This window comes from Enterobacter sp. BIDMC 30 (genome assembly GCF_000534355.1).
Taxonomy (GTDB): Bacteria; Pseudomonadota; Gammaproteobacteria; order Enterobacterales; family Enterobacteriaceae; genus Enterobacter; species Enterobacter ludwigii.
Genome location: NZ_KI973169.1, coordinates 4,321,248 through 4,344,743 on the forward strand (window position 1 = coordinate 4,321,248; position 23,496 = coordinate 4,344,743).

At 55.7% G+C, this 23,496-nt stretch carries 20 protein-coding genes; 11 read left to right on the forward strand and 9 right to left on the reverse strand.

Going from position 1 to position 23,496, the window contains the following annotated elements; genetic code table 11:
- Positions 1–45: 45 nt before the first annotated feature.
- Entirely contained in the window at positions 46–1,983 is a 1,938-nt protein-coding gene (gene sltY, locus L466_RS02145) for a murein transglycosylase (RefSeq protein WP_014168547.1), read from the reverse strand.
- A gap of 227 nt (positions 1,984–2,210) precedes the next feature.
- On the opposite strand from sltY, the gene ettA reads away from it, so the two are divergent.
- A complete protein-coding gene (ettA, locus tag L466_RS02140; protein ID WP_014168546.1) occupies positions 2,211–3,878 on the forward strand; it encodes an energy-dependent translational throttle protein EttA in 1,668 nt (555 codons plus the stop codon).
- Between the two features lie 67 nt (positions 3,879–3,945).
- Here the strand turns inward: ettA and L466_RS02135 are convergent, their stop codons facing one another.
- The gene (locus tag L466_RS02135) at positions 3,946–4,845 is read right to left on the reverse strand and encodes a LysR family transcriptional regulator (RefSeq protein ID WP_032681692.1); all 900 of its coding nucleotides are present in this window, start codon (positions 4,843–4,845) and stop codon (positions 3,946–3,948) included.
- Between the two features lie 108 nt (positions 4,846–4,953).
- On the opposite strand from L466_RS02135, the gene L466_RS02130 reads away from it, so the two are divergent.
- On the forward strand, positions 4,954–5,955 hold the full coding sequence (locus tag L466_RS02130; protein WP_032679592.1) for a zinc-binding alcohol dehydrogenase family protein: 1,002 nt from the start codon (positions 4,954–4,956) through the stop codon (positions 5,953–5,955).
- Positions 5,956–6,013: 58 nt separating this feature from the next.
- Here L466_RS02130 and nadR read toward each other — a convergent pair whose 3' ends face one another.
- From nadR to serB, 3 genes are read right to left on the reverse strand one after another with little or no spacing between them, the layout of a single operon-like run.
- Positions 6,014–7,246 (reverse strand): multifunctional transcriptional regulator/nicotinamide-nucleotide adenylyltransferase/ribosylnicotinamide kinase NadR, encoded by a 1,233-nt coding sequence (gene nadR / locus L466_RS02125; RefSeq protein ID WP_014168543.1) that lies wholly within the window; start codon positions 7,244–7,246, stop codon positions 6,014–6,016.
- A gap of 35 nt (positions 7,247–7,281) precedes the next feature.
- The gene (gene radA / locus L466_RS02120; protein WP_014168542.1) at positions 7,282–8,667 is read right to left on the reverse strand and encodes a DNA repair protein RadA; all 1,386 of its coding nucleotides are present in this window, start codon (positions 8,665–8,667) and stop codon (positions 7,282–7,284) included.
- 11 nt (positions 8,668–8,678) lie between these two features.
- A complete protein-coding gene (gene serB / locus L466_RS02115; protein WP_020885272.1) occupies positions 8,679–9,647 on the reverse strand; it encodes a phosphoserine phosphatase in 969 nt (322 codons plus the stop codon).
- 117 nt (positions 9,648–9,764) lie between these two features.
- On the opposite strand from serB, the gene L466_RS02110 reads away from it, so the two are divergent.
- From L466_RS02110 to L466_RS02070, 9 genes are all read left to right on the forward strand, one after another.
- Positions 9,765–10,409 (forward strand): YtjB family periplasmic protein, encoded by a 645-nt coding sequence (locus L466_RS02110; protein ID WP_020885273.1) that lies wholly within the window; start codon positions 9,765–9,767, stop codon positions 10,407–10,409.
- Between the two features lie 39 nt (positions 10,410–10,448).
- Positions 10,449–11,465 (forward strand): lipoate--protein ligase LplA, encoded by a 1,017-nt coding sequence (gene lplA, locus L466_RS02105; RefSeq protein WP_032681694.1) that lies wholly within the window; start codon positions 10,449–10,451, stop codon positions 11,463–11,465.
- Between the two features lie 408 nt (positions 11,466–11,873).
- Positions 11,874–12,566 (forward strand): DUF1120 domain-containing protein, encoded by a 693-nt coding sequence (locus L466_RS02100; RefSeq protein ID WP_032681695.1) that lies wholly within the window; start codon positions 11,874–11,876, stop codon positions 12,564–12,566.
- 271 nt (positions 12,567–12,837) lie between these two features.
- Positions 12,838–13,548 carry a DUF1120 domain-containing protein gene (locus L466_RS02095; protein ID WP_020885275.1) on the forward strand — a complete coding sequence of 237 codons (711 nt, stop codon included), beginning with the start codon at positions 12,838–12,840 and terminating at the stop codon, positions 13,546–13,548.
- Between the two features lie 252 nt (positions 13,549–13,800).
- The gene (locus L466_RS02090) at positions 13,801–14,517 is read left to right on the forward strand and encodes a DUF1120 domain-containing protein (RefSeq protein WP_014168534.1); all 717 of its coding nucleotides are present in this window, start codon (positions 13,801–13,803) and stop codon (positions 14,515–14,517) included.
- Positions 14,518–14,588: 71 nt separating this feature from the next.
- Positions 14,589–15,293, forward strand: coding sequence for a fimbria/pilus chaperone family protein (locus L466_RS02085; protein WP_044867940.1), 705 nt, complete (start codon positions 14,589–14,591; stop codon positions 15,291–15,293).
- A gap of 15 nt (positions 15,294–15,308) precedes the next feature.
- Entirely contained in the window at positions 15,309–17,723 is a 2,415-nt protein-coding gene (locus tag L466_RS02080; protein WP_032681696.1) for a fimbrial biogenesis usher protein, read from the forward strand.
- On the forward strand, positions 17,720–18,289 hold the full coding sequence (locus L466_RS02075) for a DUF1120 domain-containing protein (protein ID WP_223398459.1): 570 nt from the start codon (positions 17,720–17,722) through the stop codon (positions 18,287–18,289). The genes L466_RS02080 and L466_RS02075 overlap by 4 nt, the downstream gene beginning before the upstream one ends.
- Positions 18,290–18,406: 117 nt before the next feature.
- Positions 18,407–19,111, forward strand: a complete 705-nt coding sequence (locus L466_RS02070; protein WP_025205508.1) for a DUF1120 domain-containing protein — start codon at positions 18,407–18,409, stop codon at positions 19,109–19,111.
- A gap of 46 nt (positions 19,112–19,157) precedes the next feature.
- On the opposite strand, the gene deoD is transcribed toward L466_RS02070, so the two are convergent.
- The 4 genes from deoD to deoC form a co-directional block, all read right to left on the reverse strand.
- Entirely contained in the window at positions 19,158–19,880 is a 723-nt protein-coding gene (gene deoD / locus L466_RS02065) for a purine-nucleoside phosphorylase (RefSeq protein WP_013095492.1), read from the reverse strand.
- A gap of 104 nt (positions 19,881–19,984) precedes the next feature.
- On the reverse strand, positions 19,985–21,208 hold the full coding sequence (gene deoB / locus L466_RS02060) for a phosphopentomutase (RefSeq protein ID WP_032681698.1): 1,224 nt from the start codon (positions 21,206–21,208) through the stop codon (positions 19,985–19,987).
- A gap of 53 nt (positions 21,209–21,261) precedes the next feature.
- Complete coding sequence (deoA, locus tag L466_RS02055; protein ID WP_020885281.1) at positions 21,262–22,584, reverse strand: thymidine phosphorylase; 1,323 nt, start codon at positions 22,582–22,584, stop codon at positions 21,262–21,264.
- A gap of 56 nt (positions 22,585–22,640) precedes the next feature.
- Complete coding sequence (gene deoC / locus L466_RS02050; RefSeq protein ID WP_020885282.1) at positions 22,641–23,420, reverse strand: deoxyribose-phosphate aldolase; 780 nt, start codon at positions 23,418–23,420, stop codon at positions 22,641–22,643.
- Between the last annotated feature and the right edge of the window lie 76 nt (positions 23,421–23,496).

Below are 23,496 nucleotides of genomic sequence, written 5' to 3' on the forward strand. Positions count from 1 at the left end.
CTGTTGTACTCATTAACGAGTACAGCATAACACAACCCGCCCCCATCAGTAACGTCTCTGCCACTCAGCATCGCTCATCAGGGTATCTTTTTGTCCCATGAAATAGCGATAGTAGGCGTCATAAGCCAATACGTTCTTCACGTAGCCGCGGGTTTCCGAGAACGGAATACTTTCCACAAACGCGACGGCGTCAATGCGCCCGGCGCTGTTGCCAAGCCAGGTGCGCACGCGGCCCGGGCCTGCGTTATACGCCGCCGAGGAGAAGATGCGGTTATTGCCGAACTGCTGATAAACATACTGCAGGTAGCTGGTACCGATATTGATGTTGGTCTCCGGATCCAGCAGCTGTGACGGGCTGCTGTATCCCGGGATGTTAAACATCTTCACCGTGTGCGTCGCGGTTCCCGGCATCACCTGCATCAGGCCGCTGGCCCCGACCGGAGAACGGACTTTCGGGTTCCACGCACTCTCCTGGCGGGCAATGGCCATGGCGTAGCTTTGCGGAATGTCTTTACCGCTGGTGTAGCGCTCAAACAGATCTTTATAGGCCAGTGGGAAACGCTCTTCGAGATGATCCCACAGCTTGCCAGCGATCGTTGCCTGCACGCTCAGATCCCACCAGTGGTTATCAAAGGCATAGCGGGCAAGCTGTGCCTTCTCATCGGTCGTACGGCTGGTCACCAGATTCGCCCATTCGCTACGGGCGGTATTGTCCATGTTCCAGTACATCAGCTCGCGAACGCGCGCCATTTCTGGCCCCTGAGTCAACGCCGGGTTGGCGTTAGCAGGGGCTTTATCAATGCGGAACGTGTACTCCTCACCCAAACGCTGTGCGGCCGCCATCGGATAGAACCCACGCTGCTGCATCAGCGCATGAAGGATCTCTTTGGCTTCATCGTCACGCCCGCGCTCCATCAGCAGATCCGCCTGCCAGTAACGCCATTCGTCTTTCTCTTTGGCGTCCATTGGCAGACGCGCAAGCCAGGTGTTCAGCCCCCGGCGATCGCCCGTCCCCAGCGCCATACGCACGCGGCGCTCCACCAGCGACGTGGAGTTCGAACGCATAATCGCATCGTCTCGCCAGCGCGCCTGCTCGTCGGTTACATCGGTGCTCATCAGTCGCCACGCCACAATGTCGCGCAGCTCCTGAGTTTGATCTTCATTGAGCTGCTGCGCCTGCACCAGCTGCGGGATCATCAGCCGCGCATTTTCCACGTCGTCACGCGCCACGCTGGCAAAAGCCACTGCGGCCATCTGGCGGGTAAAATCGGTCGCGCCGGTGCTGCGGGCAAAGGTCAGTACGCTGTTCGGATCGTTCGCCAGGGCGATGACGGCGGTTGAGATCGTCTGATAATCAGACGGCATTTGTCCCGCAAGCGTGGTAACCAGCCGCGTGTTTCCGGCTTTCATCGCCAGGCGAATACGTTCAAGGTACGCCAGCGGATCCTGCTTACCTGACGCACGCCATGCGCCAAAGAGGGAATCACAGGCATTTGGCTGGCTTTTTCCGGTCAACCACAGATCCTTCGCGCCTGCCCAGGCCTCTTCCTGCTGTCCGGTAACCCACTTCGCATAGTAATAGTTACACTGGGCTTCGGTGGTGTTCGGTTTTTCCGGGCTAAACGCCAGCAGCCCACGCCAGTCTTCACGACGTGCCAGCTCGTTCACAAAACGAGACTGCAGCGTCCGCGCGGGCGGCAGCGTCGGGTTCGCCTGAATAAAGTTATTCACGGTGACCGTGGGTTGATTCATGAGATCGTCAGTGATCTGCCGATACTCCAGATATGGATAGAGAGGATACGCTTTTAAGGTCGGCATCAGCGCCTGCACGGTATCCATCTGCTTATTGTCCCACGCCTGTTTAATCTGGGCGTAGCGATTACGTTGTTCATCCAGTGAATCGGCATGCACCGCCTGGCTTGCCGCCATCACGCATACGCTGGCAGCCAGCAGACGCCAGACCACCTGTTTGGCTTTTCCCACAAGCTCTTCCTCATTGTTTTTTCGTCAATTGCAGCGTCTTGCCACGTCAAAGTCTAATTAACTTATGCTAACCAGGCATCCTGCAACGCGCCACGTCGCGGACACTTTTTTACCTTTCTTGCGCGTTTTAACACTCCCGACGTTCCTGGCTGGGATTAGGACGGGAAAAAGGCTACACTTCGAGGCTGATATTCTTTCTCATCACGATAAAAGAGGCGAAGTCCAACGTGGCTCAATTCGTTTATACCATGCATCGTGTCGGCAAAGTTGTCCCGCCGAAACGTCATATTCTTAAAAATATCTCGCTGAGCTTCTTCCCGGGCGCAAAAATCGGTGTTCTGGGTCTCAACGGTGCCGGTAAGTCCACCCTGCTGCGCATCATGGCCGGCATCGATACAGACATCGAAGGTGAAGCCCGTCCGCAGCCTGGCATCAAAATTGGCTACCTGCCGCAGGAGCCTCAGCTCAACCCGGAACACACCGTTCGTGAATCCGTTGAAGAGGCGGTTTCTGACGTCGTTAACGCACTGAAAGGTCTGGATGAAGTGTATGCCAAATACGCTGAACCGGATGCGGACTTCGATAAACTGGCCGCTCAGCAAGGCAAGTTTGAAGAGATTATCCAGGCACATGACGGCCACAACCTGAACGTGCAGCTCGAGCGCGCCGCTGACGCCCTGCGTCTGCCAGACTGGGATGCGAAAATCGCGAACCTCTCCGGGGGTGAACGCCGCCGCGTGGCGCTGTGCCGTCTGCTGCTGGAAAAGCCAGACATGCTGCTGCTCGACGAACCGACCAACCACCTGGATGCGGAATCCGTGGCATGGCTGGAGCGTTTCCTGCACGATTTCGAAGGTACCGTTGTGGCGATCACCCACGACCGTTACTTCCTCGACAACGTTGCAGGCTGGATCCTGGAGCTTGACCGTGGTGAAGGCATTCCATGGGAAGGCAACTACTCCTCCTGGCTGGAGCAGAAAGACCAGCGTCTGGCGCAGGAAGCCTCTCAGGAAGCCGCGCGTCGTAAGTCTATCGAGAAAGAGCTGGAGTGGGTTCGTCAGGGCGCTAAAGGCCGTCAGTCTAAGGGCAAAGCCCGTCTGGCACGCTTTGAAGAGCTGAACAACACCGAATACCAGAAACGTAACGAGACCAACGAACTGTTTATTCCGCCTGGCGCACGTCTGGGGGATAAAGTGGTTGAAGTCACCAATCTGCGTAAGTCTTATGGCGATCGCCTGCTGATTGACGACCTGACCTTCTCCGTACCGAAAGGTGCCATCGTGGGGATCATCGGTCCGAACGGCGCGGGTAAATCCACCCTGTTCCGCATGATGTCCGGTCAGGAACAGCCAGACAGTGGTTCAATCACTCTGGGTGAAACCGTGAAACTGGCTTCCGTTGACCAGTTCCGTGACGCCATGGATAACAGCAAAACCGTGTGGGAAGAAGTCTCCGGCGGCCTGGATATCATGCGTATCGGTAACACTGAAATGCCAAGCCGCGCTTACGTTGGCCGCTTTAACTTCAAAGGCACCGACCAGGGTAAACGCGTGGGCGAGCTCTCCGGTGGTGAACGTGGTCGTCTGCACCTGGCCAAACTGCTGCAGGTTGGCGGTAACGTGCTGCTGCTCGATGAACCGACCAACGACCTGGACATTGAAACCCTGCGCGCACTGGAAAACGCCCTGCTGGAGTTCCCGGGCTGTGCAATGGTTATCTCGCACGACCGTTGGTTCCTTGACCGTATCGCAACCCACATCCTGGACTACCAGGACGAAGGGAAAGTGGAGTTCTTCGAAGGTAACTTCACCGAATACGAAGAGTACAAGAAACGTACGCTGGGCGCGGATGCGCTGGAGCCGAAACGTATTAAGTACAAACGTATCGCGAAATAAATGTAAAACGGCAACGTCAGTTGCCGTTTTTTTTGTTTGTTCCTACACCCTGTGAGTAACGCACCGTTCACCCACCCACGTAAAACCGCTTCACCTCATCACACTGCATCGCAAAGTCGATATAACGCATCAGCGCCGGCGAGTTCAGCTTGCGGCTCGGGTAAGCCAGCCACAGATCGTTCCCCTCGACGTTCCACTCCGGCAGCACCTTCACCAGCGCGCCCTTTTCAACCTTATCCTCAAGCAAAAAAGCGGGAAGCAGCGTGATCCCGGCGCCGGCGATGGCACATTCGCGCGCATACACCAGATTATCCGTCAGATGGGCGTTATCCGGCAGATAACGGTAATCCTCACTTTCGCTTTGCAGCAGCCACTCAGACCACGCCTTGTGGGTAATACAGCGGTGATCCACCAGCTGCCGGGGATGCGTCAGCGGCTCCCGGCGCGCCAGGTAAGCCGGTGAGGCCAGCATATAGCGCGGGCAATGACCGATCATACGGCCAATCAGGGAGGAGTCCTGCGGCTTACCGGTACGCAGCGCCACGTCAAAACCTGACTCGACCAGGTCGAGCACGTCGTCAGAAATGGACACGTCAAGCGAAACGTCCGGATAGCGGAGCTGGAACTCCGCATTCAAATGCGCCAGCAGCGTCGCGCCGATCCCAGCCGGACAGGTGATGCGCAGCCGACCGCTGGGGTTTTCACGCAGCCGCTGAATGGCGTACTCCGCCCGTTCACTTGCCGCCAGCATCTCGCGGCAGTGAACCAGATAGTGCTCGCCGGCGAACGTCAGGTTCAGCCTGCGCGTAGTACGGTTGAGCAAGCGGATCCCCACCTGCTGCTCAAGCTGGCTGATTCGCTGACTGACGCTGGATTTCGGCAGCTCAGCTTTCTGTGCCGCCGCGGTAAAGCTGCCCAACTCTGCCACCAGCGCAAACAGCGCCATATCCTGAAGTTGTTTAAACATGATTGTTCATCCTGTACGAACACTTCGTTCTTAATTGTCCATCTTATCACGCGACTGAGCACTTAATAGACTAGTCTCAACAACACGCTTTCCCTAAAGGAGCTCACCATGTCAGTTAAAGCCATTGCCGTTAATCCAGACAGTCCTGCTGATTTCATTGAAATTACCCAACCGATGCCGCAGCCCGGCGAGCACGATCTGCTGGTTGAGGTAAAAGCCGTTTCCATCAACCCGGTCGATACCAAAGTTCACGCGGGTATCGTCAGAAGCGGCCTGACGGAACCACGCGTTCTCGGCTGGGACGCCAGCGGCATTGTGAAAGCCGTGGGTGCAGGCGTTAGCGGTTTTAAACCGGGGGATGAAGTGTGGTACGCGGGCGATATTACCCGCCCGGGCAGCAATACCACCCATCAGCTGATCGATGCGCGCATTGTCGGGCATAAGCCGGCAAGCCTCGGCTGGGCTGCCGCAGCAGCCTTGCCGTTAACCGCCCTCACCGCCTGGGAAGGATTGTTTGAACGGCTGAATATCCAGGATGCCGGCCCGGACAAAACGCTGCTCATTATTGGCGGCGCGGGCGGCGTAGGATCGCTGGCGATCCCGTTTGCGAAACATCGCAGCAACGTGAAGATCGTCGCGACCGCCTCGCGGGAAGATTCTGCTCAGTGGTGTCGCGATCGCGGTGCCGATCACGTGGTGAATTACCGGGACCTGAAAGGTGAACTGGCTAAACAGGGCCTGACGTTTGTGGATTACATTTTCATTCTCAATGATACCGACGGCCACTGGGATGCCGTCAGTGAACTGATCGCACCGCAGGGGCATATCTGCTCCATCGTTGAGAACGCACATCCGCTGAACCAGGATAAGCTGAAATCCAAATCCGCCGCGCTGCACTGGGAGTTTATGTACACCCGCAGCATGTACCAGACCGCCGACATGGCGCGTCAGGGCGAGATCTTAAACGAGGTTGCGAAGCTGGTGGATAACGGCGTGGTGGAAAGCTCACTGAGCGAAACGCTACACGGGCTGAGCGTCGAAAGCATCACCGAAGCGCACCGAAAAGTGCTGGACGGGCATATGCGTGGCAAAGTGGTGGTTGAGTATTGAGGGGGATGTTCCCCCTCACACCGGCCCTCTCCCTCAGGAGAGGGTTAGGATGAGGGAATTACCCCTGCTCCCCCATCATCTCTTTCACCAGCTCTACGCAGCGCAGGAAACGGCTGTCGTAATCTGACTCCTCCACATGCACAAACTCCACGTTATTTTCGTGCAGCATGTCGATGAGCATGCTCTGGAACTCTTTTCTGTCGACGGAACTGCCGAGGCTGCGGATCCCGTCGGCAACCCACGGGGTGTTGTTTTCGAGCAAAATCACCAGGTCAAAGCGGTATTCGTCTATCAGCGCCTGCACAAACGGATGCTCGCGTCCCTCGTATTTTTTGCAAAACGCCTGGGTGGTGACGAAATCGGTATCAATGAAGGCCACTTTATTGGCGTATTTCACCGCGAAATCAATGTACTGCGCATGACCGAGCGCGATTTTATCGTAGTCGGAGTACTGCAACGCCATCTCGTCACCGCCCAGATGTGAGAAGACGTAATCACGCCCGTACTCCCACGCACTGGTGGTGTTAAAGATGTTGGCCAGCTTGTTGACCAGCGTCGATTTCCCGCTCGACTCGCCGCCCAGAATCGCAACGGTGCGCACAAAGAACGGTTTTACCTCGGTTGGGATGTAATCCCAGTAGCGGAACGGGTTTTCGCGGATCAGCGCCCCGCTGATGTTCATAAAGGTACGCTTTGGATCGATCAGCACGGTTTCAATGCCCAGATGCTCGCGGAACTGCGGCGCATCGGACTCTTCAGAGGTGTAGATCCAGTTCGGGGTGATCCCCTTTTCGTCCATGAACGCTTTGACGCCATTGCTCCACACATCCCAGCCGTGCGGATACGGCTCCATGCCCTCTTCATTAAAAGCATGAATACGAATGTTTTTCTGGTACTTAAAGGTCTGCAGCAGCCAGCGCAGACGATCCGGCACGGTTGGCTGCTGCGACATGGCGCTGTCCTCGAACAGCTGACGGTCGCGGGTTTCATCGTAACCCATGATGATATGCAGCTCGTCCACTTGGCTACAGGCACGCTGGATCAGATAGATGTGCCCGGTATGCAGCGGGTAAAACTTGCCAAATACCACGCCGACGTTCTTTTGCATACGCGGGAATTCAAGCCCCAGAAAGCGATGCAACGCTTCCAGCTTTTGTGCGCTGGGGCTTTTGATTTTGGCGTTCAGCAGTTGGCTCAGGTAGCCTTTGGTCATGCCGCTGGCATCCGCCACCTGCTGCAGCGTGCAGCCTTTCTGGCGGATTGCGGTCTTGATGTAGTCAAATGATGACATAAATTACGGTGCCTCCTGCAAAATCGAATACGTAATTATAAGTCGTCAAAGACATTTAACGCATCTGCGAGTTTCTTCACGCCAAAGACCTGCATCCCTTCCGGGATTTTTTTCGGCACGTTGGCGGCGGGCACAATGGCGCGGCGAAAGCCGTGCTTCGCCGCCTCGGAGATGCGCTCCTGGCCGCTAGGCACCGGGCGTATCTCCCCGGCCAGACCCACTTCACCAAACACCACCAGGTCCTGCGGCAACGGTCTGTCACGCAGGCTGGAGACCATTGCCAGCAGCAGCGCCAGATCCGCACTGGTCTCAGTGACTTTGACCCCGCCGACCACGTTGACGAACACGTCCTGATCCGCCATCTGCAGGCCGCCGTGGCGGTGCAGTACGGCCAACAGGATCGCCAGGCGGTTTTGTTCCAGGCCAACGGCCACACGCCGTGGGTTACCCATCATTGAGTGATCCACCAGCGCCTGAATTTCCACGAGCAGCGGACGCGTCCCTTCCCAGAGCACCATCACCGAGCTACCGGAGGTCACTTCATCGCCCCGGCTGAGGAAGATGGCAGACGGGTTGCTGACTTCACGCAGCCCCTGCTCGGTCATGGCAAACACGCCCAACTCGTTCACCGCACCAAAACGGTTTTTGTGGCTGCGCAACGTACGGAAACGGGAATCGGCATCGCCGTCGAGCATGACGGAGCAGTCGATACAGTGCTCCAGCACTTTCGGCCCCGCCAGCGAGCCATCTTTCGTGACGTGGCCGACCATCACAATCGCCACACCGCGCGTTTTGGCAAAGCGCGTGAGATAGGCGGCGGTTTCACGCACCTGCGCCACGCTCCCCGGTGAAGACTGGATATCCGCCATGTGCATCACCTGAATGGAGTCGATAACCATCAGCTTCGGCTGCTCTTCTTCGGCAATCATGCAGATTTGCTCGATGCTGGTTTCCGAAAGCATGTTGAGGTTGCCGGTTGGCAGGCCCAGACGGTGCGCACGCATCGCCACCTGCTGCAGGGACTCTTCACCGGTGACGTACAGGGTTTTCATCTGTTCGGCGAGCTTGCAGAGCGTTTGCAACAGCAGTGTTGATTTACCCGCTCCCGGGTTACCACCGATCAGGATCGCACTGCCCGGCACCACTCCCCCGCCGAGCACACGGTCAAACTCTTTGAAGCCGGTCGAGAAACGCGGCAGCTCTTCGAGGCTGATATCCGAGAGCTTTTGCACTTTCGCGACACCGGCGTTGCCGGCATAACCGCTCAGGCGTTCATTGCGGGCCACGCTCGGCGAAGCCGCCACACCACGCACTTCGGTGATGGTGTTCCAGGCATGACAGGCGCTACATTGCCCCTGCCAGCGCGGATAATCCGCACCACATTCATTACAGACAAATGCGCGTTTTGGAGCTTTCGCCACGGTTTACCTCGTTATTTCTGATTCACGCTGCCGGAGAGAATGCAGAACACCCCCATCAGGTCAGCATGACGGATGGTGACTTCCGTCTTTTCATTCACTTTAGGCTTGGCATGGTAGGCAATGCCAAGGCCTGCCGCTTTGATCATCGGCAGGTCGTTCGCGCCATCACCGATGGCAACGGTCTGGACGACAGGAATTTCATATTTTTCCGCCAGACGGGTCAGGGTATTGGCTTTGTACTGGGCATCCACGATATCGCCGATCACCTGGCCGGTCAGCTTGCCGTCCATGATTTCCAGCTCATTCGCCACCACGGTGGTCAGGCGCAACGTGTCGCGAAGGTAGTCGGCGAAGAAGGTGAACCCGCCCGAGGCGATAGCCACTTTCCAGCCCAGCGTTTCTAACTTCAGCACCAGCTGCGTCAGCCCCGGCATTAACGGCAGCTCATCACGCACCTGGCGCAGGATGTTCGCGTCCGCCCCTTTCAGGGTCGCCACGCGCTGTCTCAGACTGGCGGTGAAATCCAGCTCGCCGCGCATCGCGCGTTCGGTCACATCGGCCACCAGCTCGCCGCTGCCGGCAAGCCTGGCGATCTCGTCGATGCACTCGATCTGGATGGCGGTGGAATCCATGTCCATCACCAGCAGACCCGGCGTTTTCAGGTGTGGAATTTTGCCGAGAGGCGCCACGTCCAGGCCGGCATCATGCGCCAGACGGGTCGCGCGCTGCGTCAGGGAACCTGCCAGGCGGATGACCTGATAATCCTCTACGCACCAGGCCGCCACAATGACCATCGCTGCACCCAGTTTGGTTTGATATTGGGTCAGGCGTTGCTTGTCCAGGCCGCGTCCGTACAGCAGCCAGCCGCTACGGCCAGCGTGGTAATCCAGAGGCATCACCTCATCACCACTTAAAGAGAGCGGCAATCCTGGCCATAAAGAGACATCCGTAGGCAGGTCGCACCAGGTAATGTTCGGCATTGAAGCTCCTGTGAATTCGTTCGCGCCGGAAGGTTCCAGAGGGAAAATAACGCATGAGGCTACCTTGTAACCATCACTTCTGGCAACATTAAGCCGTAAATTTTCAGCAGGTGGAATATGGCTCGCGCAAAACTGAAATTCCGACTTCATCGTGCCGTGATTGTCCTGATATGTCTCGCACTCTTGGTCGCGCTGATGCAAGGGGCATCGTGGTTCAGCCAGAACCACCAGCGGCAACGTAACCCGCAGTTTGAGGAACTGGCGCGTACTCTGGCGCGTCAGGTCACGCTCAACATCGCCCCGGCGATGCGCACCGAAACGCCGGACGAGAAGCGCATAGGTCAGATATTACGCCAGTTAACCGAAAACAGCCGCATTCTTGATGCCGGTGTCTATGACGAACAGGGCGACTTGATCGCCCGTGCCGGTGAGCACGTTGACGTCCGTGACAGGCTGGCGCTGGACGGCAAAAAAGCCGGCGGCTATTTCAATCAGCAGATCGTCGAACCCGTGCAGGGGAAAAATGGTCCGCTCGGGTATTTGCGGCTGACGCTCGACACCCACACCCTGCCCACCGAAGCAAAACAGGTGGACAACACCACCAATATTTTGCGCCTGATGCTGCTGCTCTCGTTGGCCATCGGTGTGGTGCTGGCACGCACGCTGCTGCAGGGTAAACGCACCCGCTGGCAGCAATCGCCTTTCCTCCTGACCGCCAGTAAATCGGTGCCCGAAGAGGACGAGGGCGATAAGAAAGAATAGTGATAAAGTAGGCTTACGATTCGGAAAAGGAACTTTGCCATGACGACGTTACGCCTGCTTATCTCTGACTCTCACGATCCCTGGTTCAATCTCGCGGTAGAAGAGTGCATCTTCCGTCAGATGCCAGCCACTCAACGGGTGTTATTTTTATGGCGCAACGCCGATACGGTGGTGATTGGCCGTGCGCAGAATCCCTGGAAAGAGTGTAATACCCGGCGTATGGAAGAGGATAACGTCCGCCTGGCGCGACGCAGCAGCGGCGGCGGCGCGGTATTTCACGACCTCGGCAATACCTGCTTTACCTTTATGGCGGGCAAACCTGAATACGATAAAACCATTTCCACCGCGATTGTGCTTAACGCCCTGACATCGCTGGGCGTGACTGCCGAAGCGTCAGGCCGCAACGATCTGGTCGTCAAAACCCCCGACGGGGATCGCAAAGTCTCCGGCTCCGCCTACCGTGAAACCCTGGACCGGGGATTCCATCACGGTACATTGTTGCTGAATGCCGACCTCAGCCGTCTTGCGAATTACCTTAATCCCGATAAGAAAAAACTGCAGGCCAAAGGTATCACCTCCGTGCGTGGCCGCGTCGCCAACCTGATCGAATTACTGCCGGGCATCACCCACGAACAGATCTGCGATGCCATCCGCGAAGCGTTTTTCGCTCACTACGGCGAGCAGGTCGAAGCCGAAGTGATCTCCCCGGATAACACCCCTGACCTGCCAAACTTTGCGGAAACCTTTGCCCGTCAGAGCAGCTGGGAGTGGAACTTTGGTCAGGCGCCGGCCTTCTCGCACCTGCTGGACGAGCGCTTCACCTGGGGCGGCGTGGAGCTTCATTTTGACGTGGAAAAAGGCCACATTACCCGGGCGCAGGTCTTTACGGACAGTCTGAACCCTGCGCCGCTGGAGGCGCTGGCCAACCGCTTACAGGGCTGCCTGTATCGGGCCGACACGGTGCAGTTGACATGTGAGGCGTTACGTGGCGAGTTCCCCGATCAGGCAATTGAGCTGGGCGAGCTTTCTGCCTGGCTTTCGCAGGCGGTACGCTAAACTATGTTGCCCGGCGTGCTTCGCCGGGCGAGTGATGTAACCTGTTTACGCGATAACGTCTTATTCTTATTTTTTAAGCAGGCTTCAGGGATCCAGACTGGCCCATCTTATTAAAAAATATTATATTATCGTCGGGAAGGGCATTGAATGTTTCCCGGCCTTACGAAAACCGCTAATAACGTTCAATAATAAATTGAACAATAAAAGCGGAAATATGCCTGTAAAAAGCGTGAAAATATTCACACCATCTATGCTTTTATATTTTCATTACTGCCCGTTTAGAAATTCTAAATACACCATTTAGAGCAGCCACAATATACTACTGCCCGTGGTTACACCCATATATAAAACCTATTGATTACATTACTAGTCGACAGCTCTATAATTTCTCTTCGTTAAGGAACAACAATGAAAAAAATTCTTCTTGTCGCGGCCATCGCTGCGGCAACGTCCATGACCGCAGCCCATGCGGCTAACACCGCCGTCATGAAAGTGCAAGGCAAACTGACCAACGCGTCATGTACTCCTACAATGAGCAACGGCGGTGCAGTAGATTATGGCAAAATATCAATGGGCTCACTGAGCGCGACTGAGGATAACCAGCTCGGCCAGCGTGATATCACCATGACAATTACCTGTAATTCTGCGACCAAAGTCGGCTGGACAATGTACGACAACCGCAAAGACAGTCTGGCTGACGGCCATTATATTGAAGTCGATGATTCTGCCGTTGATGGCAGCTCGACATTCAGCCCTCAGTACACAAGCGGTTTAGGTTTTACCAAAGAAGGTCAGAAGATTGGCGGATGGTCAGTGTATACCAACCTGCCATATGTCACGGTAGACGGCGCACCTGCTGATGCGATTACCGCGGGAGGCACTAATCTGACTAAATGGAAAAAAAATACGACGGGTCGTCTTGTTCTGGATGACTACGAAACCATGTCCGTCGCCAAACCGGGTGAGCTCGTGCCGATGGCCTTTACCGAAGCCGTATTCCCAATGAAAGTCTCCATGGCAATCAGAAATACCGACAGACTGAGCATTACCGAAGATACCGAACTGGATGGTCAGGCGACCATTACGCTAAAATACCTCTAATTAAATTATCGCTCAGGCGATAACGTATCTCTGACGGCGAATTTAATTCGCCGTTTTTTATTCCTTTATTCATACTGCATCCATCATATTATTCGCAAGACGTAAATACATACATGATTGTATTTACAGCCCTTAATTAAACTCACAACCGAGTGTAGAATTTCTCATTTCACAAATAACTCTGACCATTAATAGAATTCCCGCGCTTGTGAATCAATACGTTAATTATACGCACACAAGAAAATGTCCACTTTTTGGTTAAGGAATAACAGTGAAAAAACTTCTTCTCGCCACTCTGATTGCCGTGGCTTCTCACGCTGCGCTCGCCGACTCTACCGTTGTGATGAAGGTGAAAGGCAAAATGAATAATGCGTCCTGTACGCCTGAATTAAGCAATGGCGGTTCAATCGATTTTGGCACCATCGCCCTGGATCAACTTTCTCCTACCCAGACGAATCAGATGGGTCAAAAGGACATGTCGTTAACCATTACCTGCCCTTCAGCGACCAAAGTGGCCTGGAGCATCGCGGACAATAAAGAAGATACCAATGCGGCAAATGACCTGACGTCCAGCCAGTTCTACATCCGCGATGCGGCGGATAACGGGGGTGATGCCTGGGGCGCTGGTACGACCTATGGCGTTGGCACCACGGCGGCGGGCGAAAAGATTGGGGCGTATGCCATCGCAACGCGCGTGAATGAAGTTACCGCCAATGGTCTTCCGGCTCAGGCCATTTATGCCCCGGCGTACGTCAACAGCAATGGCGAATACATGTGGCGTAACCTGAGTACCGGTATTATTGCCAACGGTAACGCAGAAATTATGACGGCGACCACCCCAGGCAAATCTTCTCCGCTGGCGATTACCAACGTCGTCTTCCCGTTTAAAGTCTCGATGGCCATTGTGAATACCGATCGCCTGACCACGACTGATGAAGCTCAACTGAGCGGCGAAACCACCATTACGCTGGTTTATCTCTGATACGTTAAGGTCATGTTTTCTTTTCTCCGGCGGAGATATTCCGCCGTTTTAAAGCAGAATATAAATCCATTCATATCTGATTGTAATGACTTAATAAAATCTCAATGTGCTCGTTAGAAAATCTAATTATTGCATTCTGTGAATCATTAATAGAATCAGCGGCGCTTGTTATTTAACACGTGTATTCATGCAAGCACTTTGCGGACTAAAAATATCTTTTTTAGTCACTCTCTTTCAGGTTAAGGAATAACAATGAAAAAGCTTCTTCTTGCCACCGTGCTATCCATGGCGGCAACAGCCGTTTGCGCAGAACCGACCGCCATGCTCAAAGTACAGGGCTCACTGACCAGCGCAGGCTGCGTGCCGGAAATCAGCAACGGGGGTCTGGCCAACTTCGGTGAAATCGGTCTGGACTCCCTCTCCTCCAGCGTGCCATATCAGGCAGGCCATAAAGATGTCACCCTGACCATCAAGTGCCAGTCCGCCACACGCGTGGGCTGGACGCTTCACGACGATCGTGCGGACTCCAACGCCGGTGCCAGCCTGCCAGCCAACCAGTTCCACGTGGATAACGCTACCGCAAACGGTGGCCAGGCATCTGGCTCCAGTCAACTGAACGGCGTAGGTAAAACCAGCGCCGGCGAGAACATTGGTGCGTATGCCATTTCTACCTACCTGACCTCCGTTACCGCAGACGGCGCGGCGGTACAGCCTATCGCGGCTACCCTGTATACCGGCGGCACGATCAGCAGCAGAAGCTGGATGAACATGTGGACCAGCGGCATCCTCTCCAACGATGGCACCGACGTCATGACCGTTTCCAAAAGCGGCCAGCGTGCGCCTTTAGCCTTCATGAGCGCGGCATTCCCGCTGAAGATTGCGCTGGCCGTAGCCCCAAGCGACAAGCTGACCCTGACCGACAAAACCGAGCTTGAAGGCCAGTCAACGATCACCCTGGTTTACCTCTAATCCAGCCCCCTGACGCAAAACTCTCCAGTTACATGGGGAGTTTTTTTCCTGACCAGCGAATGAAACCCACTATGTCTACGATCCACACATCAACACGTTTGATCTGCTCACTGTGCCTCGCCCTTCCGGCTTCGCTTTTTGCCGCCGGAATGGTGCCTGAAACCACCCTGCTGCTGATTGACGAAGCGAACCACGGCGGCGTCATGAGCGTGAAAAACACCGACAGCATTCCCACCCTGCTTTATACCTCCATCCGGGATATCGGGGGCGACCAGGGGGTAAAACTCAACGTCACCCAGCCGGTGGTGCGCCTCGAGCCAGGCCAGGAGCAACAGGTTCGCTTTATTCTTGAAACCGACAAACCGCTTAGCGTTGAACAGTACAAACGCGTGGTGTTCGAAGGTATTCCGCCCAAGAGCACGGATAAAAACGTGAAGGTCGGGATCAACCTGCGTCAGGATTTACCGGTCCTGATCCATCCCAAAGATCTGCCGGTGGTCACCGACGCCTGGAAATTACTGACCTGGTCAGTCACCGGGAAAGAGGTCAAGGTGCAGAATCCGTCCGCCTACGTGGTCCGTTTCTCCACCTCTGTCACCTTACTGCCTTCGCATACGGAAGGTCTGGTCAACAAGACGTTTATCCTGCCGGGAGAGACCATGACGGTGCAGACCGACACCCCGGTTAACGGCACCGATAACGCCATTGAGTTCAATCCGGCCAGCCGCTACGGGATTGAAGTTGAGAGCTTTACCGCTTCCCTGACGCGCCAGTAAGACAGGGATGTTTTGGTGATTGAGTTCTCTTTGCGTAATCAGACGCTTCGCGCCGCCATACTGGGGGCTTTGACATTGCCCGCCCAGTCGGTATCGGCGGCCGGTATGGATTTTAATACCGATATTCTGGCGACCCGGGGTATCAGCACCAACCTCGCCCACTACTTCTCCCAGGCCCAGCGATACCTGCCGGGGCCGCATGCCGTGCAGGTAAAAATTAACGGCGTCGATAAAGGCACGCTTGCGATCCGCGTGGGAGAGGAAGGGCAACTGTGTCTGGATGATGACTTTACCCGTGCGGCAGGTCTTCTCCCGCTGAATATCGATGCAAAAGAGCCCTGCCATAATCTTCTGCAAGATTACCCGACGGCCACCGTCACGCTGCTGCCCAACGCGGAGTCGCTTGAGATTTATGTTCCCGCAGAGGCGATGGACAATGGTTTTTATGCCGCGAAATACTACGCGCACGGCGGTGCGGCGGGTCTTATCAATTACAGTGCGTTCAGCAACTACAACGAGTACGGCAGCGGCGGAAACAGTACCTTTTCCCAGGGCAATATTGGCGCCGGTCTCAACGTGGCGAACTGGACGCTGCGCAGCAACTTTATCCTGACCGACGATAACGGAACCCGCAGCACAGAGAATCTCTATACCTACGCGGAACACGTCTTCGAAGAACGGAAACTTCGCATTCAGGCGGGGCAGATTAACGTCAACTCGGCGCTGTTCAGTGGCGCACAAATTAATGGCGTTCAGTTCCTGCCGGAAACGGGCCTGCAACCGAATATTCCGGCGACGACCATTTCCGGCATCGCCCGCACCAACCAGGCGCGCGTTGACGTTCGTCAGTCCGGGCAGGTTATCTACTCTTCGCTGGTGAATGCCGGTCCGTTTACTCTGACCGATGTCCCGGTGGTGCGTGGCAACGTGGATTTGGACATCAGCGTGGTCGAAACCGACGGTTCCACCACGACGTTTACGGTTCCCTCCTCCTCACTGAACGTGAGCGGGATGACGCGCACCGAAGGGCTCAGCGTCTCGTTGGGTAAAGTTCGCGATACCGGGGATGAACAGGGGTCGCCCTGGGTATTTAATTTTTCTGACGGAACCCGGTTTACGCCCCAGCTCACCGGCGTCACGGCGGGCGTGCTGGCAGAGCAGTATCAGGCCCTCGGGGCGATGCTGGAATGGTCGCCAGCCGAGTACTGGCTCCTTTCTCCCAGCATTCAGATGAGCCGCGCGCAGTTCTACGGTCAACAAAATGGCCGCAAGATAGAATTGCAAAGTCACCTTTCCCTGCCCGAGCAACTCACGCTTGGGGTCAGCGCATCAACCTACAGCACCGGCTACCGGGAGTTAAACGAGGCGATGGACGCTGAATCCCAGCGCTATCAAAGCGCCTGGAATACCAGCCTCAACTGGAACAACGCATGGGTTGGCTCGCTTTCATTCCAGTACAGCGAGAATGCCGGGGATGAAGAGAGCAGTAGCTCCCGCTACCTGATGGTCTCCTGGGGCAAGAGTCTGGGGCACACGTCGCTCTCAGTGAACTGGCAGCACGCCCTCAGCAGCAGTGAGACGGAGAAGGGCGGCACAAGTGATGGCGACCTGCTCTATCTTAATCTGGTCATTCCGTTTGGTACTGAGCGCATCAGTACCTATATGCGCAGCCAGGGTGAAAAACAAAACCTCGGTATTCAGGACAGCGGATCGTGGGGTCAAAACACCAATTACAACCTCTCGGTCGATCGCGACAATCAGGACAAGACCCAGTCGTTTAACGGCAATGTCAGCACCAACCTGCACTACACACAGTTGGGCATGGCCGCAGGGCTGAACGACGGGAACCAGCATAATTACAGCACCTCCCTCAGTGGCGGCATCGCCCTGCATGGTCATGGCATTACGTTTGCACCCTACCCGATTAAAGACACCTTTGGCATTGCGCGATTAAGCGAGCCGGAAAGCGGTATTCAAATCGCCACGCCTGATGGAACCGTCTGGACCGATGCGTGGGGACAAGCCGTGGTGCCGGGTCTGCGCGAGTGGCAAACCTCTCAGATTGTCATTGATGCCAGCTCCCTGCCACAGGGAATGGATTTATCGAACGGGATACAGACCGTTTCCGCAGCTTACGGCTCATTCGCGCAGGTGGATTTCCACGTGCTGAACACGCGTCGTCTAATGCTGAGCGTGAAACGCCCTGACGGGTCATGGCTCGCCAGAGGGCTTAGCGTGGTGGATAAAGATAGCCGTTATATCGTCAGCGTAATGGATAACGGCAGCGTGTTTATTCCCGACGCCACGGATGCGCCCGCCCTGTATGTGGTGGACGACAACATGGCAAAAATTTGCCATATCACGTATTCGCTCAGCGAAGACAAAAATACCGAGTCCTATTACGAAAAAGCAGAAGGAATGTGCCAGTGAAAACCTGTTATTCCCTTTTATTCGCGGCGTTTGCCAGCATGATTTTGCTCTTCTCCGCACGCGCGTCCAGTGAAGAGTGTCAGGTTACGTTTTCGCAGCCTGTTGTCTCGTTTGGAAAACTCAAACCGTCGGATATCGCCGCCTCGCAGAAGAACTGGAACCGGATGCCGGCCAAAGAAATTACGGCCAACGTCTTCTGCCCCGAGCCGAGAGTGATGGCCTTGTTTCTGCAGTCCACTGCCGGCGTCAACGGGGGGGTTCTCTTTGGTCAGGACGGGCGACTGGCCATTATTGCCGACAATATGGTAGTTGACGGGCATGCCTGCACGCTGGCGAAAACGACGGACCGTATCGGTTTTACGCCCTCCTCCAGCCCGACGCAACGCGCGTTTATCAAAAATAATGAAGGTCTCGTTGCCCGGCAAAATGCCGTGCCGGTGCGGGGTAAACACATGAGCTTCACCCTTAAGATTGTTCCCGTCATTAATAACAGCCAGCTTCGTCATGTTGCTGACAATACCCTTCTTGAGAGCAATATGGCCTGGGAATTATTAACACAGGAATAACCCCATTCACGCGTCAGGTACCTGCCTGCGTGAAGCGTAGAAAAGCACTACCGTTACAAATACTGACGGGTTAATACCCCGCAATGTCATGCTTTTTATTTATGTTAAGGATTAACAATGAAAAAATGTTTACTCGTTGTCGCGCTGGCCCTGGCGGCCACATCCGCACACGCGGGCGATACCGCCGTGCTGAAAGTCAAAGCCTCGCTTGCCGGTGCCTCGTGTGTACCGGAGCTGAGCAATAATGGCGTGATCGATTTTGGCAGGATTCATATTGGCGATTTGTCGCAAACCCAGGCCACGCAGCTGGGCGAAAAAGGGGTGATGCTAACGATCAACTGCCCTACGCCAACAAAGGTGGGCTGGAGCATTGCGGATAACCGTACCGATTCCAACGCCAGCACGGGCAGCAGCAGTAACCTGAAGGTGAAAAACGCCAATGCTAACGGCGGTGAGCTTCGCGGTGCGATGAGCACCTTTGGGCTGGGCAAAACGCACGATGGTAAAAACATCGGCGCGTACTCCATCTACACCACGCCAGGCGATGTGACGGCGAACGGCAATAACGCTGAGCCTATCCGTACGGCCGTGACCGCGGGAGCGGGCGTGAGCCGCTGGCAGAAAGCCAACGGTGGTACCATCGCCAATAAAGATTTGGGTCTGATGAGCGTTGCGCCGGCGGGCAAAAACGACCCGATGGCGGTCACGAGCGTCTCTTTCCCGCTGAACGTGTCGCTGGCGGTCGAGAATCTGAAGAATCTGTCTTTAACGGAAGATACGGAGTTTGACGGTCAGGCGACCATCAGCGTGGTGTATTTGTAACCGGGAAGAGCATGCCGGGCAGCGAACGCCGCCCGGCAGTACAACATTACTCTTTGTCGCCCAGCAGAACGGATTCCAGCGCGATTTTGATCATGTCGTTGAAGGTGGTCTGACGCTCAGCAGCGGTCGTCTGCTCGTGCGTACGGATATGGTCAGACACGGTGCAGATGGTCAGTGCTTTCGCGCCAAACTCAGCCGCGACACCGTAGATCCCAGCCGCTTCCATTTCCACACCCAGGATGCCGTACTTTTCCATCACGTCGAACATCTCGCCGCCGTCTGGTGCATAGAACAGATCAGCAGAGAACAGGTTACCCACGCGTGCGTCTACGCCCAGCGCTTTTGCGGCGTCAACCGCGTTACGCACCATGCCGAAGTCAGCGATGGCGGCAAAGTCATGGTCTTTGAAACGCATACGGTTAACTTTAGAGTCCGTGCACGCGCCCATGCCGATAACCACATCACGCAGCTTAACGTCCATACGTACTGCACCGCAGGAGCCTACGCGAATGATTTTCTTCACGCCGAAATCGGTGATCAGCTCTTTAGTGTAGATGGAGCAGGATGGGATACCCATACCGTGACCCATCACGGAGATTTTGCGGCCTTTGTACGTACCGGTGAAGCCCAGCATGCCGCGAACGTTGTTCACTTCACGCACGTCTTCGAGGAAAGTTTCTGCAATGTGCTTCGCGCGCAGCGGGTCGCCCGGCATCAATACGACGTCAGCGAAATCACCCATTTCGGCATTAATGTGAGGAGTTGCCATCTTCAGTTCCTTTTATCGTGTTTTTGCCGGGCGGCGGCGGCGCCTGCCCGGCCTGCATGGTGTTCTCCCTCTCCCGGAGGGAGAGGGGATACGCCCGGATGTGTTTAGAACATGGCCTTGCCATATTCCATGTCGGACGTACCAAAGTATTTCGCAATAGTCTGACCGATATCGGCGAAGGTTTCACGGTGGCCCAGTGAGCCAGGTTTCACTTTCGGGCCGTACACCAGCACAGGAATGTGCTCGCGTGTGTGGTCGGTACCGGCCCAGGTTGGGTCGCAGCCGTGGTCGGCGGTCAGGATCAGAATGTCATCTTCACCCACCAGCTCCATCAGCTCCGGCAGACGGCGGTCAAACAGTTCCAGGCCCGCGGCATAACCGGCCACGTCACGACGGTGGCCCCAGGAGGAGTCGAAGTCCACGAAGTTGGTGAAGACGATAGTCTTGTCACCCGCTTCTTTCATCTCTTTGATGGTGGCGTCAAACAGCGCATCCAGACCGGTGGCTTTCACTTTTTTGGTGATACCGCAGTTGGCATAGATGTCTGCAATTTTCCCCACGGACACCACATGGCCGTCTTTCTCGTCAACCAGCTTCTGCAGTACGGTCGGTGCCGGTGGCTCAACGGCCAGGTCATGACGGTTACCAGTGCGCTGGAAGTTACCCGCTTTATCACCGATAAACGGACGTGCAATCACGCGACCGATGTTATAGCCGCCTTCTGTCAGCTCTTCACGTGCGATTTCGCACAGCTCGTAAAGCTTATCCAGGCCAAAGGTCTCTTCGTGGCAGGCAATCTGGAATACGGAGTCGGCAGAGGTGTAGAAAATCGGCTTGCCGGTTTTCATGTGCTCTTCACCGAGTTCGTCCAGAATCACGGTACCGGAAGAGTGGCAGTTACCGAGGTAGCCCGGCAGATTGGCACGCTTAACCAGCTTGTCCAGCAGCTCCTGCGGGAAGCTGTTCTCGTGATCGGAGAAGTAACCCCAGTCGAAGAGAACCGGCACGCCGGCGATCTCCCAGTGGCCAGACGGGGTATCTTTACCGGAAGAGAGCTCGTGCGCCCAGGCGTACGCGCCTACCACTTCCGCATTGCCGTCCATACCGGCTGCAATTTTACCGGTAGAACCTTCATGGGCTTTCACCAGACCCAGACGGGTCAGGTTTGGCAGAGTCAGAGGGCCTTTACGACCGTTGTCCGCTTCGCCTTTCGCACAGGCTTCAGCGATGTGACCCATGGTATCGGAACCCACGTCACCAAAACGTTCTGCATCTTCGGTTGCGCCGATGCCGAATGAGTCCAGCACCATAATAAATGCACGTTTCATAATTGTTCTCCGTACGTAGTGCTTCAAAAATTATCGATCAGATCAGTATACCGCTATTCGGTGATACGGCGATAGACAGTCGGTGTGCTTTGCGGTGCTTTATCATCAAGCGTAATGGCCGCTTTCACCGCCTTTGCCGCTTCCTGCCAGCTGGCTTCATCTTTCGCGTGGATCACGGCCAGCGGACGTTGACCATCGACGCTGTCACCCAGACGCGCCATATCGGTAAAGCCGACGCTGTAATCAATGGTGTCCGAGGCCTGACGACGACCGCCGCCCATCGACACGACCGCCATGCCGAGCGCGCGCGTATCCATCGCCGAGACAAAGCCTTCGGTATCGGCGTAGACCGCTTTGCTGAGCGTCGCCGTTGGCAGGTATTTCGCGTAGTGTTCCACGAAGTCGGTCGGGCCTTTCTGCGCCGCTACCATGCGGCCGAAGATCTCTGCCGCTTTGCCGTTATCCAGCACCGCCTGAAGTTTGGCGCGTGCGTCGGCATCATCGCTGGCGAGCTTGCCGGAGATCAGCATCTCCACGCACAGGGCCATGGTGACATCGAGCAGACGCGGGTTCCGGTATTCACCGGTGAGGAACTGCACGGCTTCACGCACTTCCACAGCGTTGCCTGCGCTGGACGCCAGCACCTGGTTCATGTCCGTCAGCAGGGCGGTAGTACGCACGCCCGCACCGTTGGAGACGCCCACAATGGCTTCTGCCAGCGCCGCGGAAAGCTCATAGGTCGGCATAAAGGCGCCGCTGCCCACTTTCACATCCATGACCAGCGCATCCAGGCCTTCCGCCAGTTTCTTGGCGAGGATAGAGGCGGTAATCAGGGGAATAGAGTCGACGGTCGCGGTGATATCGCGGGTCGCGTAGAAGCGCTTGTCTGCAGGAGCAAGAGAGCTGGTCTGGCCGATAATCGCCACACCAACGTCTTTAATAATGTCGCGGAAGCGATTGTCATCCGGGAAGATATCGAAGCCCGGGATGGCTTCCAGTTTGTCGAGCGTACCGCCGGTATGTCCCAGGCCACGCCCGGAGATCATGGGGATATAACCACCACAGGCCGCCACCATTGGGCCCAGCATCAGTGACGTCACGTCACCTACACCGCCGGTTGAGTGTTTATCCACAATCGGGCCGTTGAGGTTCAGGCTTTTCCAGTCCAGAACGGTTCCTGAATCTCGCATCGCCATGGTCAGCGATACACGCTCAGGCATCGACATATCGTGGAAGAAAATGGTCATCGCCAGAGCAGCAATCTGCCCTTCAGAGATGGTGTTATCACGAATGCCATTGATAAAGAAGCGGATCTCTTCGTCGCTTAATGCATGACCATCACGTTTTTTACGAATAATTTCTTGTGCGAGAAACACGGTAACCCCCGAGAAAACAGGTTAAATGCGGCGGATGGCCCGCCGCAGGATAAAAATCAGTAGCTGCTTGCGCTCTTACCGTCGCCGTGACCCAGCGCTTTCAGCAGGCTCGCCAGCAGGCTGGATGCACCAAAGCGATAGTGACGGGAATCCGCCCACGCCGGGCCAAACAGTTCGTCGGCAATCGCCAGGAACTGCTGCGCATCTTCAGCCGTGCGCACGCCGCCCGCAGGTTTGAAGCCTACGGTTTTTTCCACGCCCATATCACGGATCACTTCCATCATGATGCGCGCGCTTTCCGGCGTTGCGTTCACCGGCACTTTACCGGTAGAGGTTTTGATGAAATCCGCACCCGCGTTGATGGAGATTTCAGACGCTTTACGGATCAGCGCTTCTTCTTTCAGCTCACCGGTTTCGATGATCACTTTCAGCAGCACGTTTGCCGCAGCACAAGCGTCTTTACACGCTTTCACCAGGTCAAAACCAACCTGCTCGTTACCGGCGATCAGCGCACGGTACGGGAATACCACGTCCACTTCGTCAGCACCGTACGCGATGGCCGCGCGGGTTTCAGCCAGCGCAATCTCGATGTCGTCATTGCCGTGCGGGAAGTTAGTCACGGTTGCAATGCGTACATCCGGCGTGCCCTGCTCTTTCAGCGTCTTACGGGCAATGGGGATAAAGCGCGGGTAGATACAGACGGCTGCAGTGTTCCCGACGGGCGTTTTCGCCTGATGGCACAGGGCGATGACTTTCTCATTGGTGTCGTCATCATTCAGGGTGGTCAGGTCCATCAGTTTCAACGCGCGCAGGCTGCTTGCAGTTAAATCGGTCATAACATTCTCCAACGGCATCGCCGTATAAATTTCACCTTGCGGTCTGTGACTATTCTAACATCCAGCCGCACTTACA

Bases quoted from the DNA above. Each gene is read 5' to 3' on its own strand.
- L466_RS02135 (WP_032681692.1), bottom strand. From the start codon at position 4,845: ATGTTTAAACAACTTCAGGATATGGCGCTGTTTGCGCTGGTGGCAGAG.
- L466_RS02130 (WP_032679592.1), top strand. From the start codon at position 4,954: ATGTCAGTTAAAGCCATTGCCGTTAATCCAGACAGTCCTGCTGATTTC.
- nadR (WP_014168543.1), bottom strand. From the start codon at position 7,246: ATGTCATCATTTGACTACATCAAGACCGCAATCCGCCAGAAAGGCTGC.
- serB (WP_020885272.1), bottom strand. From the start codon at position 9,647: ATGCCGAACATTACCTGGTGCGACCTGCCTACGGATGTCTCTTTATGG.
- L466_RS02110 (WP_020885273.1), top strand. From the start codon at position 9,765: ATGGCTCGCGCAAAACTGAAATTCCGACTTCATCGTGCCGTGATTGTC.
- lplA (WP_032681694.1), top strand. From the start codon at position 10,449: ATGACGACGTTACGCCTGCTTATCTCTGACTCTCACGATCCCTGGTTC.
- L466_RS02100 (WP_032681695.1), top strand. From the start codon at position 11,874: ATGAAAAAAATTCTTCTTGTCGCGGCCATCGCTGCGGCAACGTCCATG.
- L466_RS02090 (WP_014168534.1), top strand. From the start codon at position 13,801: ATGAAAAAGCTTCTTCTTGCCACCGTGCTATCCATGGCGGCAACAGCC.
- L466_RS02085 (WP_044867940.1), top strand. From the start codon at position 14,589: ATGTCTACGATCCACACATCAACACGTTTGATCTGCTCACTGTGCCTC.
- L466_RS02070 (WP_025205508.1), top strand. From the start codon at position 18,407: ATGAAAAAATGTTTACTCGTTGTCGCGCTGGCCCTGGCGGCCACATCC.
- deoD (WP_013095492.1), bottom strand. From the start codon at position 19,880: ATGGCAACTCCTCACATTAATGCCGAAATGGGTGATTTCGCTGACGTC.
- deoB (WP_032681698.1), bottom strand. From the start codon at position 21,208: ATGAAACGTGCATTTATTATGGTGCTGGACTCATTCGGCATCGGCGCA.
- deoC (WP_020885282.1), bottom strand. From the start codon at position 23,420: ATGACCGATTTAACTGCAAGCAGCCTGCGCGCGTTGAAACTGATGGAC.